Source organism: Mesorhizobium sp. P3_A2, assembly GCF_056403115.1.
The window spans coordinates 68,563-85,948 of the sequence record NZ_JBFUGC010000019.1 but is presented as its reverse complement, the minus strand read 5'-3'; the positions used below and the strand labels follow the sequence as shown (position 1 = coordinate 85,948).

At 63.8% G+C, this 17,386-nt stretch carries 17 protein-coding genes; 7 read left to right on the top strand and 10 right to left on the bottom strand.

Annotated features, from left to right (window positions below; translation table 11 throughout):
* Positions 1 to 2: 2 nt before the first annotated feature.
* The 9 genes from doeA to ehuR form a co-directional block, all read right to left on the bottom strand.
* Positions 3 to 1,181 carry an ectoine hydrolase DoeA gene (doeA, locus tag AC1DXM_RS30070; RefSeq protein WP_477238926.1) on the bottom strand — a complete coding sequence of 393 codons (1,179 nt, stop codon included), beginning with the start codon at positions 1,179 to 1,181 and terminating at the stop codon, positions 3 to 5.
* A 39-nt stretch (positions 1,182 to 1,220) separates the two neighbouring features.
* Positions 1,221 to 2,213: a cyclodeaminase gene (locus AC1DXM_RS30065; RefSeq protein ID WP_477238924.1), complete on the bottom strand. Its 993-nt coding sequence runs from the start codon at positions 2,211 to 2,213 to the stop codon at positions 1,221 to 1,223.
* Positions 2,210 to 3,199: a hydroxyectoine utilization dehydratase EutB gene (gene eutB, locus AC1DXM_RS30060; RefSeq protein ID WP_477238922.1), complete on the bottom strand. Its 990-nt coding sequence runs from the start codon at positions 3,197 to 3,199 to the stop codon at positions 2,210 to 2,212. Before eutB ends, AC1DXM_RS30065 begins: the two co-directional genes overlap by 4 nt.
* 183 nt (positions 3,200 to 3,382) lie before the next feature.
* Entirely contained in the window at positions 3,383 to 4,159 is a 777-nt protein-coding gene (gene eutA / locus AC1DXM_RS30055) for an ectoine utilization protein EutA (protein ID WP_477238920.1), read from the bottom strand.
* 8 nt (positions 4,160 to 4,167) lie between these two features.
* The gene (gene ehuD, locus AC1DXM_RS30050) at positions 4,168 to 4,827 is read right to left on the bottom strand and encodes an ectoine/hydroxyectoine ABC transporter permease subunit EhuD (protein ID WP_112566166.1); all 660 of its coding nucleotides are present in this window, start codon (positions 4,825 to 4,827) and stop codon (positions 4,168 to 4,170) included.
* Positions 4,827 to 5,486 carry an ectoine/hydroxyectoine ABC transporter permease subunit EhuC gene (gene ehuC / locus AC1DXM_RS30045; protein ID WP_477238918.1) on the bottom strand — a complete coding sequence of 220 codons (660 nt, stop codon included), beginning with the start codon at positions 5,484 to 5,486 and terminating at the stop codon, positions 4,827 to 4,829. The genes ehuD and ehuC overlap by 1 nt, the downstream gene beginning before the upstream one ends.
* Positions 5,487 to 5,675: 189 nt before the next feature.
* A complete protein-coding gene (gene ehuB, locus AC1DXM_RS30040; RefSeq protein ID WP_477238916.1) occupies positions 5,676 to 6,527 on the bottom strand; it encodes an ectoine/hydroxyectoine ABC transporter substrate-binding protein EhuB in 852 nt (283 codons plus the stop codon).
* A gap of 63 nt (positions 6,528 to 6,590) precedes the next feature.
* Complete coding sequence (gene ehuA, locus AC1DXM_RS30035; RefSeq protein WP_477238914.1) at positions 6,591 to 7,376, bottom strand: ectoine/hydroxyectoine ABC transporter ATP-binding protein EhuA; 786 nt, start codon at positions 7,374 to 7,376, stop codon at positions 6,591 to 6,593.
* 124 nt (positions 7,377 to 7,500) lie between these two features.
* On the bottom strand, positions 7,501 to 8,886 hold the full coding sequence (ehuR, locus tag AC1DXM_RS30030) for a MocR-like ectoine utilization transcription factor EhuR (protein ID WP_477238912.1): 1,386 nt from the start codon (positions 8,884 to 8,886) through the stop codon (positions 7,501 to 7,503).
* An 83-nt stretch (positions 8,887 to 8,969) separates the two neighbouring features.
* On the opposite strand from ehuR, the gene AC1DXM_RS30025 reads away from it, so the two are divergent.
* The 5 genes from AC1DXM_RS30025 (at position 8,970) to AC1DXM_RS30005 (ending at position 14,539) form a co-directional block, all read left to right on the top strand.
* Entirely contained in the window at positions 8,970 to 9,458 is a 489-nt protein-coding gene (locus tag AC1DXM_RS30025; protein WP_477238910.1) for an Lrp/AsnC family transcriptional regulator, read from the top strand.
* A 129-nt stretch (positions 9,459 to 9,587) separates the two neighbouring features.
* Positions 9,588 to 11,081 carry an NAD-dependent succinate-semialdehyde dehydrogenase gene (locus AC1DXM_RS30020; RefSeq protein WP_477238908.1) on the top strand — a complete coding sequence of 498 codons (1,494 nt, stop codon included), beginning with the start codon at positions 9,588 to 9,590 and terminating at the stop codon, positions 11,079 to 11,081.
* Positions 11,082 to 11,113: 32 nt separating this feature from the next.
* Positions 11,114 to 12,493: an aminotransferase gene (locus AC1DXM_RS30015; protein WP_477238906.1), complete on the top strand. Its 1,380-nt coding sequence runs from the start codon at positions 11,114 to 11,116 to the stop codon at positions 12,491 to 12,493.
* 8 nt (positions 12,494 to 12,501) lie between these two features.
* A complete protein-coding gene (locus tag AC1DXM_RS30010) occupies positions 12,502 to 13,605 on the top strand; it encodes an alcohol dehydrogenase family protein (RefSeq protein WP_477238904.1) in 1,104 nt (367 codons plus the stop codon).
* 175 nt (positions 13,606 to 13,780) lie between these two features.
* The gene (locus tag AC1DXM_RS30005; RefSeq protein WP_477238902.1) at positions 13,781 to 14,539 is read left to right on the top strand and encodes an SDR family oxidoreductase; all 759 of its coding nucleotides are present in this window, start codon (positions 13,781 to 13,783) and stop codon (positions 14,537 to 14,539) included.
* Positions 14,540 to 14,593: 54 nt separating this feature from the next.
* Here the strand turns inward: AC1DXM_RS30005 and betI are convergent, their stop codons facing one another.
* On the bottom strand, positions 14,594 to 15,319 hold the full coding sequence (gene betI / locus AC1DXM_RS30000; RefSeq protein ID WP_477238900.1) for a transcriptional regulator BetI: 726 nt from the start codon (positions 15,317 to 15,319) through the stop codon (positions 14,594 to 14,596).
* 45 nt (positions 15,320 to 15,364) lie between these two features.
* Here betI and choX point away from each other — a divergent pair, with 45 nt between their 5' ends.
* A complete protein-coding gene (gene choX, locus AC1DXM_RS29995) occupies positions 15,365 to 16,294 on the top strand; it encodes a choline ABC transporter substrate-binding protein (RefSeq protein ID WP_477238898.1) in 930 nt (309 codons plus the stop codon).
* Positions 16,295 to 17,332: an alcohol dehydrogenase catalytic domain-containing protein gene (locus AC1DXM_RS29990; protein ID WP_477238896.1), complete on the top strand. Its 1,038-nt coding sequence runs from the start codon at positions 16,295 to 16,297 to the stop codon at positions 17,330 to 17,332.
* Positions 17,333 to 17,386 lie beyond the last annotated feature (54 nt).

Here is a 17,386-nt window from a genome sequence, read left to right as displayed (position 1 = left end):
TTTCAATTCTTCACCACCAGTTTGCGCGGCACATTGGCCAGGCACTCTACACCGGTTTCGGTGATCAGGATTGATTCGGTGATCTCCAGCCCCATCGTCTCCAGCCACAGGCCGGTCATGAAATGGAAGGTCATGCCGGGCTTGAGCTCTGTGCGGTCGCCAGGGCGCAGGCTCATGGTTCGCTCGCCCCAATCCGGCGGATAGGACAGGCCGATCGGATAACCGGTGCGGTTGTCCTTGACGATGCCGTATTTCTTCAACACGGCGAAGAAGGCGTTGGCGATGTTCTCGCAGGTGTTGCCGGGTTTGGCCGCTGCAAGCCCCGCCTCCATGCCTTCCAGCGTCGCCTTTTCGGCGTCGAGAAATTCCTGCGTCGGCTTGCCCAGAAAGACGGTGCGCGACAGCGGGCAGTGATAGCGGTTGTAGCAGCCGGCGATCTCGAAGAAGGTGCCTTCCCCGGACTTCATCGGCTTGTCGTCCCAGGTCAGATGCGGTGCCGAAGCGTCGGCGCCCGACGGCAGCAGCGGCACGATCGCCGGATAATCGCCGCCGATCCCATCGACGCCGCGCGTGCCGGCATCATAGATCTCGGCGACAAGGTCGCATTTGCGCATGCCGACCTCGATCTTGTCGACAATGCGCTGGTGCATGGCTTCGACGATGCGGGCCGCCTTGCGCATATAATCGATCTCGGTCGCGCTCTTCACCGCGCGCTGCCAGTTGACCAAAGCTGTGGCATCGACAAAGCGGGCATTGGGCAGGTGTTTCTGCAGCGAAGCGAAGGCGGCGGCCGAGAACCAGTAATTGTCCATCTCGACGCCGATGGTGAGCTTGCCCCAGCCGCGATCGGCAAGCACGCCGGACAAAAAATCCATAGGGTGGCGCTCGGTCGACTGCACATAGTGGTCGGCGTAGCCGACGATGTTGTCATGGGCGAGATAGGCTGTGCGCTTGGCGCCGTTGGCGTCCTGGCCGCGGCCGTACCAGACCGGCTCCCCCGACGGCGGCACGATGACCGCCTGGTGCACATAGAACGACCAGCCGTCATAGCCGGTCAGCCAGGCCATGTTGGAGGGGTCGCTGACGATCAGGAGGTCGACGCCCTTCGCCTCCATGGCTTGCCGTGTCTTGGCGAGGCGTTCCGCAAATTCGCCGCGCGAGAATTTCAGGTTCGGTTGCATTGTTCTTGGATCCTCGTTTGTTGGGCCTCGCGGCCAGCATCAGCTTTCGAAAATGGTTCCCGCCTTCACCGCCCGCGCGCGGTCTCGAGCGAGCGTGGCAATCGCAGTGTCCTGCACGCCGGTGCCGGTAAGGTCGGCGATGGTGATGTCGGTGGCGGAGCGCCTTCCGTGCTTTTCACCGGCGATGATCTGGCCGAGTTCGGTCACTTCGGCGTCGGTTCCCATCACGCCCGCCGCAATGGCGTGATGCAGTTCGCCGAGACGCCGTGTCTGCCTGGCGCTATCGGCGACATAGAGATCGGCCATGCGCAAGATCGCCGGCGCAATCTCGTTCTTGTGCTCGGCGTCTGAGCCCATGGCGGTGATGTGCTGGCCGGCAGAGACGAAGCCAGCCTTGATCAGCGGCTCGGTCGACGGCGTGGTGGTGACGATGATGTCGGCCCCGGCCGCCGCTTTCGCCGCATCCGGCTCGTCGCGCACCGGAATGCCGAGCTTGTCGCGCAGGCGGGCTGCAGTCGCCTCCGCCTTGGCGGTGTCGCGTGCCCAGATCCGCGCTTCCACAATCGGCCGGACGAGGCGCAGCGCTTCGAGCTGCAACCCGGCCTGCACGCCGGCGCCGAAGATCGCGGCGACAGACGAATCCGGCCGCGACAGATGCTTCGCCGCTACGGCGCCTGCAGCAGCGGTACGGATGTCGGTGAGATAGCCATTGTCGAGCAGCAGCGCCTCGACCACACCGGTTCTTGCCGATAGCAGCACCATCATGCCGCCCCCGCTGGGCAGACCGAGTTTCGGATTGTCGAAGAAGCCGGAACTTATCTTGACGGCGAAGCCATCTATGCCAGGCAGATAGGCCGACTTCACATCGACCTCGCCGCGATGCTCGTGAATATCCAGCCGCAGAATCGGCGGCATCGCGACAGGCAGCGTGGCAAGCGCACGGAAGGCGTTTTCGACGCAGGCAACAGCATCGAGATCGAGCGTCACGATGGCGCGCAGTTCTTTCTCGGTGAGGATCGTCATCCGGCTCATGCCGCGGGCTCCCCAATGGCGTCACCGCAGATGATCTTGCGATGCGTGTTCATATCGATGTTGCGACCGGACAGCAGAACCACGACCGGCCCGTTCACTCTGACCTTGCCGGCGAGCAGCGCGCCGATGCCGACCGCGCCGGCGCCTTCGACGATCTCGCGTTCCTGTTCGTAGGCATGGCGGATGCCGGCGGCGATCTCGTCCTCACTGAGCAGGATGACATCGTCGAGCAGGTCGCGGCACATGGCGAAGGTCAGCCGGTTGTCGAGGCCGATGCCGCCGCCGAGCGAATCCGCCAGCGTCGGCAACTCCTCGACCTCTACCGGGCGGCCGGCATCGAGGCTCGCCTTCGTCGCAGCACCACGCGCCATCGAAACGCCGATGATCTTTGTCCGCGGGCTGACGCCCTTCACGGCTGCGGCGATGCCCGAGGCCAGGCCACCGCCGGAGAGCTGCACCAGAACGAGAGCGGCGTCCGGAACCTGCTCGATCATCTCCAGCCCGAGCGTGCCTTGTCCGGCGATAATGTCGGCATGATCGAAGGGCGGCAGCATCACCAACCCTTCTTGCGCCACCAGCCGCTCGACCTCCTGCTGCGCCTCATCCTGACTGTTGCCGACGATACGGACATCCGCGCCAAGGCGGCGGATTTCGTCGAGCTTGTTTCCCGGCACCAGCCGCGACATGCAGATCACCGCGTGCATGCCTTCGAGTTTTGCCGCATGGGCAAGCGCGCGGCCATGATTGCCGGTCGACGCCGCGACCACGCCGCGTACCTTCTCTTCAGCGCTCAGCGAAGCGACGGCGTTCGAGGCGCCGCGTAGTTTGAAGCTTCCGGTGGTCTGGCGATGTTCGAGTTTGAGGTGAACGGGGACGCCGAAGCGTTCCGACAGGCTGTGGGACAATACGGTTGGGGTGCGCACAACCTTGTTGGCGATACGCTCACGGGCGGCATGGATGTCCGTTAGGGTGACAGCGCGCGTCATGGGGCGACCCCCTCTGGCCTGCCGGCCATCTCCCCCTCAAGGGGGGAGATCGGCAGCCTCAGCGTTGCCGCTCTTCCTGCAACGTCGATGATTGGCGAAGGCGTGGCAGCAGCTGATCTCCCCCCTTGAGGGGGAGATGGCCGGCAGGCCAGAAGGGGTCGCTCGTGAATGCGGGACATAATCTTACTGTCCCAGCGGCAGCATCATCAGGCGGCCAAACTCAGGGCGCGGTGTCCCGTCGCCGCAAAGCCGCAAGCAATTCCAGGCGCTGGCTTGATTGCTGGTCACCACCGGGCGGCCGATCGCCTCTTCCATGCCGGGAACCGCGAGTGCACCGCGCAGCGCGGTGCAGGACACGAACAGCGCATCGGCTTCAGCGTGCGTCGCCTCGCGCGCCAGTTCGACAATGGATGCCGGCGCGATGCGCGCCATCTCGCGGTCGTCCTCGAAGCCGAGGCATGTGAAGCTCAATATGTCGAAGCCACGTGCCGCAAAATAGGTCGCCATCGGCCTGGAGGTTTCGACGGTGTAAGGGGTGAGGATGCTGATCTTCTTCGCGCCCAGCGCCTTCAGCCCGCGCACGCCGGCCATCGGCGGCGTGACGACGGGCACGCCTGATTTGGCAGACTGGATCGCCGCCTCGATCTCGGCGTCGCCGATCACCACCGAGGCCGAGGTGCAGGAATAGCAGATGGCGTCGAGGCACTCGTCGGGCAGGATGAGCGCCGCGCCTGCCGCCAGCTCCGGCTGCATCTTGCGAAGGTTTTCCGGCGTGGTCGGGTTCTTGTAGGGAATGCGCGCGACATAGACGCCGACCCGCTCGCTCGCCACCATGCGGCGGAAATCCGGCTCGCTGGTGTGGTCGGTGGCAAGGATGATCAGGCCGACGCGCTTTTCCAGCGGGCGCGCATCGAGCGCCGGCCTTGTCGGCATCAGCCTGATTTCGGGCAGCGGTTTCATCTTGAGAATTACCTTTCGATCTTGCCGTAGCGATGTTCCAGCCAGCGCAGCAACACGACCGAAAAGAGGCTGATGACGAGGAAGAAAGCGCCGACCAGCGTGATCGGCTCGATGTAGCGATAGTAGGTGTTGGCGACGCTCTTGGCCTGGTTCATCAGCTCCAGCACGGTGATCGCCGACAGCAGCGGCGTTTCCTTGAACATGGCGATGAAATAATTGGCCAGCGCGGGGATCATCGGCGGGATGGCCTGCGGGATGATGATGTTGGTCCAGGTCTGCGTGGCGCTGAGATTGCAAGCCTTGGCCGCTTCCCACTGGCCGCGCGGCACGTTGTCGATGCCGGCGCGATAGACCTCGGCCGTGTAGGTGCCGTAGTGCAGGCCAAGCCCGATGACGCCGGCGACCAGCGGCGGCAGCAGGATGCCGAAATCGGGCAGCACGTAGAAGATGAAATAGAGCTGCACCAGAAGCGGCGTGCCGCGAATGAATTCGGCCGCCCAGCCGACGGTGCGCGACAGCACCTTGTTTGGCGAGCGGCGCGCCAGCGCGATGCCTAAGCCGACGATTGCGGCCAGGACGGAGCCAAGCAGCGTCGCCAGGATGGTGATCTTCACGCCCTGGATCAGCGTCGGCATGATCTCCCAGACGAAGTTCCAATCCCACTCCATCAGGCGCGCACCCCATCGAGGCCACGCGCCATGCGGCGTTCCAGAGAACGCACGCCCCAGGAGATGATCAGCGCCAGCGCGAAATAGATGATCAGGATGGTGGTGAACGGCACCAGCGTGTTGCCGGTCTGCGAGCGCACGACCTGCGCCTGAAAAGTGAGATCGGCGAGCGAGATCAGCGACACCACGGACGTGGCCTTGAGCAGCTCGATGGCGTTGTTGCCGAAGGTCGGCAGCATGATCAGCAGCGCCTGCGGCAGGATAACGTGGCGCATGCCTTGCCCGCGGCCGAGATTGAGCGCGATGCAGGCTTCATATTGCTCACGGCCGACCGACTGGATGGCACCGCGCACCACTTCGGCCGCATAGGCGCCGACATTGAGGCCCAGCGCCAGCACGCCGGCCTGCAGCGGGGTCAGTTCCAGGCCGATCAACGGCAACACGAAATAGGCAAAGAACAGCTGCACGAAGATCGAGGTGCCGCGGAAGAATTCAATATAGACGGTTGCCAGCCAGCGCAGCGCAAAGAAGCGCGACACGCGCCCCATGCCGGCAAGGAAGGCCATGATCAGCGCAAGCACCGACCCCATCAGCGTCAGCTCGATGGTGACAAGCGCTCCCTGCAATATCAGGCCGAGATAGCCGGACCACTGGGTCATTCGGGTTCCAACGTTGGCGGTTAGCTCCCTTCTCCCCGTTGAACGGGGAGAAGATGCCGGGTTTACCCTCCGTAGCTGCAGCGCAGCTGCTGCGTAGGACGGGCAGCACGAACCTATGAAAGACGCGCCGCCCCTCATCCGTCACTTCGTGACACCTTCTCCCCGTGAACGGGGAGAAGGGAGAAGCCGCTATTTCGCTGCGCAGAGCTTGTCGCGCGTCGTTGACATCGCTGCTGCCGCCGAGAAGCCGTAGGGCTCGATGATCTTGGCGAAGTCGCCGGATTTCTTCAGCTTGGCCAGTTCGACATCGAAGGCATCGCGCAATGCCTCATCGCCCTTCTTGAAGGCGGCGCCGTCGCAATAGACGGGCGCGCCCTGCACCGGAGCGATGACTTCGAGGTTCGGATCGTTGGCCTTCTTGACGAGGTCGTTGATCGACAGAACGGGAAGCGAATAGGCGTCGATACGTCCGTCCTGCAGCATCTTCAGGCCGCTCTGGCCGTCCGGCACGACGATAACGCGCTCGCGCGGCACGCCGGCGTTGAGCGCCAGCTTCTCCTCGGTGCCGCCGCCCGGCGCGCCGATCGTGGCTGACGTGTCCTTGGCGACATCCTCGTAGCTCTTGAAGCCCTTCGGATTGCCCTTCTTCACCAGCATCGCCTCGGCGTCGCACAGCACCGGTTCCGAATAGACGACCGCCGCGCAGCGCTCCGGCTTCATGAACAGGCCGGCGGTGACGACGTCGAAGCGGCCTGCCTGCAGGCCGGGGATCATGGCGCCATACTCCGAGATCGACGCGACGATGTCGCCAACGCCGAGACGCTTGAAGATCTCGCGGGCCACGTCCGGCGCCGCACCCGAAACCTTGCCGTCGGCGGCGACCGCCGTATAGGGCGGCTCGTTGGCGATCGCGACTCGGGCAAAGCCCTGCGCCTTCAGCTGCTCGAGCTTATCGTCATCGGCCGAACCGGCGCTTGAAGCGGCCAGAACCGCCGTCAGTGCGAGACCGGCGACGCCGGCCAGAATGCCAAGTTTCTTCATTGTTCCCAACTCCTTGTTTGTCTTCTTGGTTTTGTCTGGGCGGTCTTCCGCCCCGCAAAGCGGTCAGACACGATGTCCGGCCGCGATGATCTTCTTCAGGAAGCCTTGCGTGCGCTCCTGCTTGGGATGGCGGAAAATCTCGTCGGGCTTGCCTTCCTCGACGATCCTGCCGCGGTCGAAAAACAGCACGCGGTCGGCGAAGTCGTGGGCAAAGCCCATCTCGTGAGTGACGAGCAGCATGGTCATGTCGGTCTCGGCGGCGAGCTTGCGCATGACATTGAGCACCTCTTCGACCAGCTCCGGGTCGAGCGCCGAGGTCACCTCGTCGAAAAGCATGATCTTCGGCGACAGCGCCAATGCCCGCGCAATCGCCACGCGCTGCTTCTGGCCGCCGGACAATTGCGCCGGCATCGACTTCGCCTTGTCGGACATGCCGACCATGTCGAGCAGCTCCATCGCCCGCTTTTCGGCAGCGGCGCGCGGCGTGCCCTTGGTCAGCATCGGCGCTAAGGTGACATTGTCCATGACGCATTTGTGCGGAAACAGATTGAACAGCTGGAAGACCATGCCGATCTTCTGGCGCATCTTCGTCAGGTGCCGCTCGTCGGCGGGGAGCAGCTGGCCGTTGCGCTCCATGTGGTAGAGCTGCTCGCCATCGATCTGGATATGGCCGCCGTCGATCTTTTCCAGCGTCATCAGGATGCGCAGGATCGTCGTCTTGCCCGAGCCGGACGGGCCGATCAGCGCCAGCTTCTCGCCGGGCATGACCTGCATCGACAGGCCGTCGAGCACCTTGAACGAGCCGAAGCTCTTCGAAATGGCGTCGACCTTGATGATGGGTGTGGACAAATGAATTTCCCCTGCTGGAGAAGCCTGTGCCCTTAACGATGGGGAAGGCGCCAAATCATGTCAATTGAGAAAATAATATCATGACAATATTTCCGGCGTCGCACAATTTCAGGGCAATTTCCGCTCAGATTGCGAGCAGCAGATGCTCCGGATCGCCGAGCAGCAGCTTGGTGACAACGCCGAGGCCGGCGCGCAGTTCCCCCTCGGTGGTCGAGCCCAGCGAGATGCGCACCGCCGGATGCCAGGGCGCGTCGGAGATACGGAAGGAGGTGCCGGGCGCGATTGCCACGCCTTGCAGGCGGGCCTGGGCGACGAAGCTCTCCTCGGCGCGGTTGGCCGGTAATTGCAACCAGATATGCAGCCCGTCGCGCCGGGCGCGGTAGTCGACCCCGGCCAGCACTTCGGCCGCGATGTCCTGGCGTCGCCGCAATGCCGCGCGCTGCCAGCGCACGAGCTCCATCGCCGTGCCGTCGGCCACCCATTTGGTGGCAATCTCGGCCACCAGCGGCGTCGCCATCCAGTTGGACACCAGATGCCGGTTGGCCACAGCCGCGACGTAACGGTCGGGCGCGGCGAGATAGCCGATCCGCAGGCCAGGCACGGTGATCTTGGTGAAGGACGTCACGTAAAGTGTGCGCTCCGGCGCGAACGCGGCAACCGGCGGCGGCCGATCCTCGACCAGCGGACCCAGCACATCGTTCTCGATGATGGCGACGTCGTGCTTGCGCGCGACCGCGGCGATTTCCTCGCGCCGACGCGCATCCATCAGCGTGGCCGTCGGGTTGATCACCGAAGGCTGCACGAAGACCGCGCGAATGTCGGTGAGACGGCACGCCTCGTCGAGCGCTTCCGGGATCAGGCCGTTGCCGTCGATCGGCAGGCCTTCGAGGTTGAAACCGAGGTAACGCGCCAGTGGTACCAGCGTGTGGTGGCCGATGGCTTCGGTGGCGACGGTCGAGCCCGGCGGCGCCACACTCATCAACGCCACCGTCATCCCCGCGGTGGCGCCGTTGGTCAGGCTGATATTCTGTGCGGAGACATCCAGCCCGCACAGCTTCAGCCAGTCCACAGCCACCGCGCGATGGCGCGGGAACACCATATTGGGCCGGAACGACAGCGCCGAACTCGACGGCAGGTTTTCGGCCAGCCAGCCCAGCGCCTGCTTCAGCCGCTCCAGATGCATCGGCTCGCAGACCGGCTTCAGGATCGAGAGATCGATGACCTCGCCGAGGCGCTCCGGCAGATAGGGCGGCTCCGGCTCGCGGCGCTGCGTCTGGACAAAGCTGCCGCGGCCGATCTCGCCCGAAATCAGGCCGCGCCGGATCAGTTCCTCATAGGCGCGGCTGACCGTCTGCACCGACAATTTGAGATCGTCGGCCAGCCGGCGGTGTGTCGGCAGCCGCGCGCCATTGGCCAGCCGCCCGTCATGGATGGCGCGCGCGAACTGGTCGGCCAGCGATTGATAGGCCGGCCGGCGAAGGAGCGCGGGATCGGGTTGCCACAATGTCATGACTTATTAGAGATCGAAATCAGTGCAATTGACAATCGAAATAATGCGCCCTCATGGTGATGCCGACAAAAAAGCGGACGCCGATGACATCAGCCAAACTCGACGCGATCGACCTGAAAATCCTCGACGCCATCCAGCGCGACGGGCGCATCACCAAGCTGGCGCTGGCCGAGCAGGTAGGCCTGTCGCCGACGCCGTGCTGGATGCGGCTGCGCAAGCTGGAAAAGGCCGGGATCGTCTCGGGCTATCACGCCAGGATCGCCATGCGCGTCGTGGCGCCGGTCGCCACCGTGCTGATGGAGGTGACGCTGGCCAGCCACCGCCAGGCCGATTTCGACCGCTTCGAACGCGTCATCCGCGACATCCCCGAGATCGTCGCCTGCTGGTCGGTGGGCGGCGGCGTCGACTATGTGGTGAAGGTGATGGCGCGCGACATCGACGCCTATCAGCGGCTGGTCGACGGCTTGCTCGAGCGCGAGATCGGCATCGATCGCTACTTCACCTACATCGTCACCAAGACGGTGAAGGAGGAAATCGTTCTCCCCGTCGCCGACCTGCTGCCGGCATCGTAGGCCGGAGAGATTGTCTGCCACGGCGGCAGAATAGAGAGACTCTCTCTGCGGCCAGGCACGCAAACAGCCTCTCTGTCTGCTCATGACGGATAGGCTTCCCGCATCAGTCCGAACCGGGAGGCCTCGACCATGTCCGCGCATTTCGCCCGCTCGCATCGCCATGAAGCGCTCGACCGGCTCACCGACCGCCGGCTGCTGCGCGAACTCGCCTATGTCGACGGGCATTGGACGGCAAGCGAGGCGGCGGAAAGTTTCGAAGTCACCGATCCGGCCACCGGTGCGACTGTCGCTTTCGTCGCGGCGCTCGATGCGCGGCAAACGACAAAAGCAATCGATGCCGCCGCGCGCGCCCTTCCAGCCTGGCGCTCCCTGTTGCCGCAGGAGCGCTCGAAAATTCTGCGAAAATGGTTCGAGCTGATCATCGCCGCGAAAGACGATCTCGCTCTTCTGATGACTTTAGAACAGGGCAAGCCGTTGCAGGAATCGCGCGGCGAGATCGACTATGCCGCCTCCTTCGTTGAGTGGTATGCCGAGGAAGCAAAGCGCCTCAATGCCGAGAGCGTCACCAGCCATCTGCCGAATGCGGAAATGCTGGTGCGGCGCGAGCCGCTTGGCGTTGTCGGCATCGTCACGCCTTGGAATTTCCCGTCCGCCATGCTGACCCGCAAGGCAGCCGCAGCCCTTGCCGCCGGCTGCACCATCGTCGCGCATCCGTCCTCGGAGACACCGCTGTCGGCGCTGGCGCTGGCTGAACTTGGCGAGCGCGCCGGCCTGCCCGCCGGTGTCTTCAACATCCTCACCGGCAAGGCCGCGACGATTGTCGGCAGGATGTGCGAGGACGCGCGCGTTCGCGCCATGAGCTTCACCGGCTCGACGGAGATCGGCAGGCTGATCGCCGGGCAAAGTGCGCCGACGATGAAGCGGCTGGTGATGGAGCTTGGCGGCCACGCGCCGCTGATTGTCTTTGCCGACGCCGATCTCGACAAGGCCGTGAGCATTGCCATCGACGCCAAGTTCGCCACATCGGGCCAGGACTGCCTTGCCGCCAACCGCATCTACGTCCAGCGCCCGATCTACGATCACTTCTGCGCCACCTTCGCCAGGCGCATCGAGGCACTGCGGACCGGCAATGGGCTTGCCGGCGGCATCGACATCGGGCCGCTGATGCATGAGCGCGCCGTCATCAAGGTCGAGGAACAGGTTGCCGATGCCATCGCTCGCGGCGCGCGGTGCCTCGCCGGCGGCAAGCGACATCAGGCCGGGCCGCTGTTCTACCAGCCGACGCTGCTGGCCGATGTCACTGACGAGGCGCTGATCATGCGCGAGGAGACTTTTGGGCCCGTCGCAGCCGTCACGCCTTTCGACAGCGAGGACGAGGTGATCGCACGTGCCAACGCCACCGAATACGGTCTCGTCGCCTATGTCGTGACCGAGAACGGCGCCCGTCAGCAGCGCATGGGTCGCGCGCTCGACTACGGCATGGTCGCTATCAACCGGGTGAAGATCACCGGCGCGCCGATACCCTTTGGCGGCGTCAAGCAATCCGGCATCGGCCGTGAGGGCTCACGCCACGGGCTGGAGGCTTTCACCGATCTGAAATATCTCTGCCTGGACGTCGCATAAGTCAGCCCGGCCATCCCTTAAGGAGTCAAAAAATGCTCGACCAGTCCAACGAACTCAACGCCTGGGATCGCGACTATTTCTTCCATCCCTCGACCCATATGGGCACGCATGCGCGCGGTGAATCGCCGACGCGCATCATGGCCGGCGGCGAAGGCGTCACCGTCTGGGACAACAATGGCAAGAAGAGCATCGATGCCTTTGCCGGCCTCTATTGCGTCAATGTCGGCTACGGCCGCCAGAAGATCGCCGATGCCATTGCCACCCAGGCGAAGAACCTCGCCTACTACCACGCCTATGTAGGTCACGGCACCGAGGCCTCGATCACACTGGCCAAGATGATCATCGACCGCGCACCGAAGGGCATGAGCCGCGTCTATTTCGGCCTCTCGGGTTCGGACGCCAACGAAACCAACATCAAGCTGATCTGGTACTACAACAATGTGCTGGGGCGGCCGGAGAAAAAGAAGATCATCTCGCGCTGGCGCGGCTATCACGGCTCGGGCGTGATGACGGGATCGCTGACCGGGCTCGACCTTTTCCACAACGCCTTTGACCTGCCGCGCGCGCCGGTGCTGCACACCGAGGCGCCCTACTATTTCCGCCGCGCCGACCGTTCGATGAGCGAGGAGCAGTTCTCGCAGCACTGCGCCGACAAGCTCCAGGAAATGATCCTGGCCGAAGGCCCCGAAACCGTCGCCGCCTTCATCGGCGAGCCGATCCTGGGCACCGGCGGCATCGTCCCGCCGCCTGCCGGATATTGGGAAAAGATCCAGACGGTGCTGAAGAAGTATGACGTGCTGCTGGTCGCCGACGAGGTGGTGACGGGCTTCGGTCGTCTCGGCACCATGTTCGGCTCCGACCACTACGGCATCAAGCCGGACCTGATCACCATCGCCAAGGGCCTGACCTCGGCCTATGCGCCGCTGTCGGGCGTCATCGTGGCCGACAAGATGTGGCAGGTGCTGGTGCAGGGTTCCGACAAGCTGGGGTCGCTCGGCCATGGCTGGACCTATGCTGCGCATCCGATCTGCGTTGCCGCAGGCGTCGCCAATCTCGAACTGATCGACGAGATGGACCTTGTGACAAACGCCCGCGAGACCGGCGCCTATTTCCGCGCCGAACTGGCCAAGGCGGTCGGCGGCCACAAGAATGTCGGCGATGTGCGCGGCGACGGCATGCTGGCGGCGGTCGAGTTCGTCGCAGACAAGGACGACCGGGTGTTCTTCGACGCTTCGCAGAAGATCGGCCCACAGGTGGCGACGGCACTTGCCGCCAGTGGCGTTATCGGCCGCGCCATGCCGCAGGGCGACATTCTCGGTTTCGCGCCGCCGCTCTGCCTGACGCGCGAAGAAGCCGACATCGTCGTCTCGAAGGCCGCCGATGCGGTCAACAGCGTGTTTGCCAATCTCTGAGTTCGACCATGAATGTCATGACCAAGACCCTTCCCGCCACCATGGCCGCCGTGCTGCTCACCGGGCATGGCGGGCCGGAAAAACTCGTCTACCGTACCGATGTGAAAGTGCCCGCGCCCGGCCCGGGTGAAGTGTTGGTCAAGGTTAGCGCTTGCGGCATGAACAACACCGATGTCTGGGTGCGCCAGGGCGCCTATGGCACGGAGGAAGATGCTGCCGCCGTGTCGACCTGGCGGCGGCAAGGCAACAGGCTTGTGTTCCCGCGCATCCAGGGCACCGATACGGTCGGCACTATTGCTGCCGTGGGCGAAGGCGTCTCGCCGGACCGTATCGGCGAACGGGTGATGGTCGATTTCTCCATCTACAACAGAGACGACGATTCACTCGCCGACATCGACTATATGGGCCACGGTCGCGACGGCGGGTACGCCGAATACCAGACGGTGCCGGCTGAGAATGCCCATGTCGTCGACACCGAGATGAGCGACGTCGAGCTCGCCACCTTTTGCTGCGCCTACCTCACCGGCGAGCAGATGCTGGAGCGCGCCGCACTCAAGGCCGGCGAGCGCGTGCTGGTCACCGGCGCTTCGGGCGGTGTCGGTTCCGGCATCGTGCAGCTGGCGCGAGCGCGCGGCGCCATTCCCTACGCCGTTGTCGGCAAGGGCAAGGAACAGGCGGTGCGCGACATAGGCGCCGAGGCCGTCATCACCCGCGGCGTCGCCGACTTGCCTGCCGCAGTGAATGAGGCGACCGGCGGCCAGCCGATCGACGTGGTCGCCGATCTCGTCGGTGGCGCGATCTTCAACGACTTGCTTCGCATCCTGAGGCCCGAAGGCCGCTACACCACCGCCGGCGCCATCGCCGGACCGGTGGTGCAGCTCGATCTCCGGACCATGTATCTGAAGCAGTTGCAGCTGCACGGCTCGAGCCAGGGCACGCGCGCCGATTTCCGCCGCATCGTCCGCTACATCGAGGCGAAGAAAATCCGGCCGCTGGTTGGCGGTGTCTACAGACTGTCCGATTTCCACAAGGCGCAGGCCGACTTCATCGCCAAGGATTTTGTCGGCAAGCTGGTGGTCGTGCCGGACGCCATGTGGATCGATGGTCACTGACCTGGCAGGACGCGCTTCGTGCGGGTAAGAAAATCATCACAAGCTGTCGGACCTTATCGCTCTCGCCCGTCCGACCGCGTGATTTGGACTTATGCAAACTAGTTTAGGACTTTTGATTGTATATAGTCCGAAATTCACGGTTATCTTGGCTTCATCCACAACGAAGGAGATTGCCATGAAGACCGCTTTCATCACTGGAACCTCGTCGGGCTACGGCCTGGAAACCGCCAGGCTTTTTCACGCCAAAGGCTGGAACGTCATCGCCGCCATGCGCACACCGCGTGAGGATGTCCTGCCCAAATCCGACCGCATCCATATCGTGCCGCTCGACGTCACCAATGTCGACAGCATCAAGGCCGCGGTCGAAACTGCCGGCCCGATCGATGTGCTGGTCAACAATGCCGGCATCGGTATGTTCGGCGCCTTCGAGGCGACGTCGATCGACACGGCGCGCCAGATCTTTGAGACCAACACATTCGGTGTCATGGCCATGACCCAGGCCGTGATCCCGCAGTTCCGCTCTCGTCGTTCGGGCACGCTCATAAATGTCACCTCCAGCGCCGTGCTGGCGCCAATGCCGCTGGTCGCCATCTACACCGCTAGCAAGACGGCGATTGACGGCTTCACCGCCTCGCTTGCCAACGAGCTCAATCATTTCGGCATCCGCGTGAAGATGGTCCAGCCGGGCTACGGGCCGACGACGGCTTTCTCGCGCGATGCTGCGTCCTACATCGAGCGCTTCATCCCCGAAGCCTATGCCGGCTATGCCGGCGAGATCTTTGCAGAGATGACCCGCCCGACGGCACACACCGTGCCTGAGGACGTCGCCGAGATCGTCTGGAAGGCCGCGCACGATGAGTCAGCCACGATCAGCTTTCCGGCAGGACCTGACGCGGTGGCATTGAGCCAGGCGCGGCGTGCGGTGGCTGCCTAGTTCCCCCGTGATGTCTGCCGCGCCGGCGACGTTGTCGCCAGGTGCGGCAGAGGCTCATTGCCGCCGTCGCCGAGCCGCCGCTCGCTTGGGCTCTCGGCCTGAACGCAGGAGCTTCTCTTCCTTGTCGCTCACCAAGGAGCGAATTCCGGTGAAGACCAGGGTGATGGCCTCGTCGCGTCCGATATCGTCGGCCACTGCCTTGCGCAGCCAGAGCCCGTCGAGCAGGGCGGCGATGATGAGGCTCGCCTCGCGCAGGCGCGCTGCATCGAACATCCCGCCAAACACCGAAGCCAGGTTGGAGCGCAGCCGCCGGTGGAACACGCGTTGGAGCCTTGCATATTGCTCGTTCACGCCGGCTTCGGCGCAGACGGAAATCCAGGCGCTGGCGATCGGGCGGGTGAAAGCTTGCGCGGGGAAGTTCCCCTCGACGATCGCTTCCAGCCGCGCCCAGTTGGTTTGGGCCTTACTCAGCCGCGCGATGACGTCTTCCATCAGCAGGCGGTTGTTGTAGCGCACCATGCCGAACAGGACTTCGTCCTTGCCCTTGAAATAGTAGGCGAGAATGCCCGGCGACATGCCGGCCTCGCGGCATATGCGGGCCGAGGTCATGCCTTGCAACCCATGCTCGAGGAACACGCGATGCGCGGCCGCGATCAGCTCGACGCGCCTTATGTCCTCGATTCTGGTTCGCTTGCCGTGAGTCGCCATTTCCCTTTCTAGCAAATAAGATTTTTGTATGCTAATACAAGATTCTATATTGACATACAGCGCAAACGCCATAGCGTTGGCTGGCAGTCGTCTCATCAAGAAAATGGGGAACCAAGAATGCGCACGACAGTCATCTTTGCCTTGCTTTCCGGGTTGATCGCATCGCCCGCCATGGCCGCCGATGCGGCGCAGTGCCAGAAGGTCCGCATGGCGGATCTTGGCTGGACCGACATTGCGCTTACCAACACCACCGCCGAGGTGATCCTCGATGCCCTGGGTTACGACGCCTCGCAGACCTTGCTCGGCCTTGGCGTCGCCTATTCGGCGCTGAAGGAAAACGACATGGATGTGTTTCTCGGCAACTGGCGGCCGGTTCAGGACGAGGAATACAAATCCTATTTCGATGAGGGATCGGTCGAAGTGCTGGGCGTCAATCTCGAGGGCGCCAAATACACGCTGGCCGTTCCGCAATATGTTGCGGACCAGGGCGTCAAAAGCTTCGATGACCTCGCCGCCCACGCCGACAAGTTCGGCAGCAAGATCTATGGCATCGAGGCAGGCTCGAACAAGCCGCTGCTCGACATGGTGGCGGCCAACCGCCATGGGCTCGGCGAGTGGCAGATTATCGAGTCCAGCGAGGCGGCAATGCTGACGCAGGTCGCCAACTCGGTGGCCGACAAGGGCTGGGTCGTGTTCCTGGGTTGGGAGCCGCATCCGATGAATCTCGACTACAAGATTACCTATTTGTCGGGCGGAGACATCGAGTTCGGGCCGAATTTCGGCGGCGCCACCGTCCGCACCATCGCCCGCAAGGGCTTTTCGACGGAATGCCCCAACGCCGCCAAGCTGTTTGCCAATCTGGCCTTCGATCTCACCTACGAAAACTACGGCATGCGGATGATCCTGGGGGAGGGAAAGTCTGCCGACGAAGCCGCCCGCGAGATGATCAAGCGCAACCCCGACAAGCTCGTGAAATGGCTGGATGGCGTGTCGACCTTTGACGGTCAGCCAGGTCTGCCGACCGTGAAAAGCGCTCTGGGTCTCTAGATGAACCAGAGCATGCTCGCAGCCGTGCTGGAAAAGGTGGGTGAGCCGCTGCGCATCATGAGCGTGCCGCGGCCGGAACCCGGTCCAGGAGAGATACTGGTTCGCCTGGAAGCCAGCGGCATCTGCCATACCGATGTACATGTCTGGCAAGGCCACGTGCGGCCGGCGTCAGGGCAGCTGACGACAATTCTCGGCCATGAGGGCGTCGGCAAGGTGGTTCAACTCGGCGCCGGCGTCACGGACTGGCGCCTTGGCGAGCGTGCCGGCGTCGCCTGGCTGCACGACACCTGCGGCGACTGCGACGAGTGCCACGCCGAAATGGAGTCTTTCTGCCAGCACCAGCGCGCGCACGGCTTCGATGTTGCAGGCACCTTCGCCGAATATGTCGTTGCCGATGCGCGTTTTGCCGCGCGACTGCCAGATGAGGGCGATGCGGCGGTGCTGGCGCCGTTGATGTGCGCGGGCTTGACCGCCTTTGGCGCGGTGCAAAGGGCAGGCGTCAAAGCCGGAGAAATCTGCGCCGTCTTTGGCTGTGGCGGCCTCGGCCTTTATGCCGTCCAGATCGCCCGGCGGCTTGGCGCAACAGTCGTCGCCGTCGATACGGATGCGGCCAAGCTTCGCTTGGTTGCGTCTCTCGGCGCCGAGCACACCCTGCTTGCCTCGTCCGAACTGGCGAACAATTGGCCGGCCAATTTGCGCGCCCATGTCTGCATCAATTTTGCGCCGACGCCGGCAAGCTGGGATGCCATGGTTGCCGCAATCCGCCCGCGCGGAAGGATCATCGCGGCGGCCATGGTCTCGCAGCCGGTGCCCCTCAGCCAGGAGTGGCTGACCGCAAGCGGTGTCTGGATAACCGGGACCAGCGTCGGCACGCGCGCACAGATGCGCGAGCTGATCCAGCTGCATGAGGCGCAACCGTTCGAGGCCCAGGTCCAGCGCGTCAAGCTGGCCGAGGCAACCAGCGCGTTGGTTCGGCTGAAGGCGGGGACTGCCGAGGGGCGGCAGGCGATCGTCTTTGGTTCTGACAACCAAGGGTGACCCCACGAAAAACGGCGCTGGCTGCTTTGCAGCGAGACTATAGACAATTGACGG

Bases quoted from the DNA above. Each gene is read 5' to 3' on its own strand.
- doeA (WP_477238926.1), bottom strand. From the start codon at position 1,181: ATGCAACCGAACCTGAAATTCTCGCGCGGCGAATTTGCGGAACGCCTC.
- AC1DXM_RS30065 (WP_477238924.1), bottom strand. From the start codon at position 2,213: ATGAGCCGGATGACGATCCTCACCGAGAAAGAACTGCGCGCCATCGTG.
- eutB (WP_477238922.1), bottom strand. From the start codon at position 3,199: ATGACGCGCGCTGTCACCCTAACGGACATCCATGCCGCCCGTGAGCGT.
- eutA (WP_477238920.1), bottom strand. From the start codon at position 4,159: ATGAAACCGCTGCCCGAAATCAGGCTGATGCCGACAAGGCCGGCGCTC.
- ehuD (WP_112566166.1), bottom strand. From the start codon at position 4,827: ATGGAGTGGGATTGGAACTTCGTCTGGGAGATCATGCCGACGCTGATC.
- ehuC (WP_477238918.1), bottom strand. From the start codon at position 5,486: ATGACCCAGTGGTCCGGCTATCTCGGCCTGATATTGCAGGGAGCGCTT.
- ehuB (WP_477238916.1), bottom strand. From the start codon at position 6,527: ATGAAGAAACTTGGCATTCTGGCCGGCGTCGCCGGTCTCGCACTGACG.
- ehuR (WP_477238912.1), bottom strand. From the start codon at position 8,886: ATGACATTGTGGCAACCCGATCCCGCGCTCCTTCGCCGGCCGGCCTAT.
- AC1DXM_RS30025 (WP_477238910.1), top strand. From the start codon at position 8,970: ATGACATCAGCCAAACTCGACGCGATCGACCTGAAAATCCTCGACGCC.
- AC1DXM_RS30020 (WP_477238908.1), top strand. From the start codon at position 9,588: ATGTCCGCGCATTTCGCCCGCTCGCATCGCCATGAAGCGCTCGACCGG.
- AC1DXM_RS30015 (WP_477238906.1), top strand. From the start codon at position 11,114: ATGCTCGACCAGTCCAACGAACTCAACGCCTGGGATCGCGACTATTTC.
- AC1DXM_RS30010 (WP_477238904.1), top strand. From the start codon at position 12,502: ATGAATGTCATGACCAAGACCCTTCCCGCCACCATGGCCGCCGTGCTG.
- AC1DXM_RS30005 (WP_477238902.1), top strand. From the start codon at position 13,781: ATGAAGACCGCTTTCATCACTGGAACCTCGTCGGGCTACGGCCTGGAA.
- betI (WP_477238900.1), bottom strand. From the start codon at position 15,319: ATGGCGTTTGCGCTGTATGTCAATATAGAATCTTGTATTAGCATACAA.
- choX (WP_477238898.1), top strand. From the start codon at position 15,365: ATGCGCACGACAGTCATCTTTGCCTTGCTTTCCGGGTTGATCGCATCG.
- AC1DXM_RS29990 (WP_477238896.1), top strand. From the start codon at position 16,295: ATGAACCAGAGCATGCTCGCAGCCGTGCTGGAAAAGGTGGGTGAGCCG.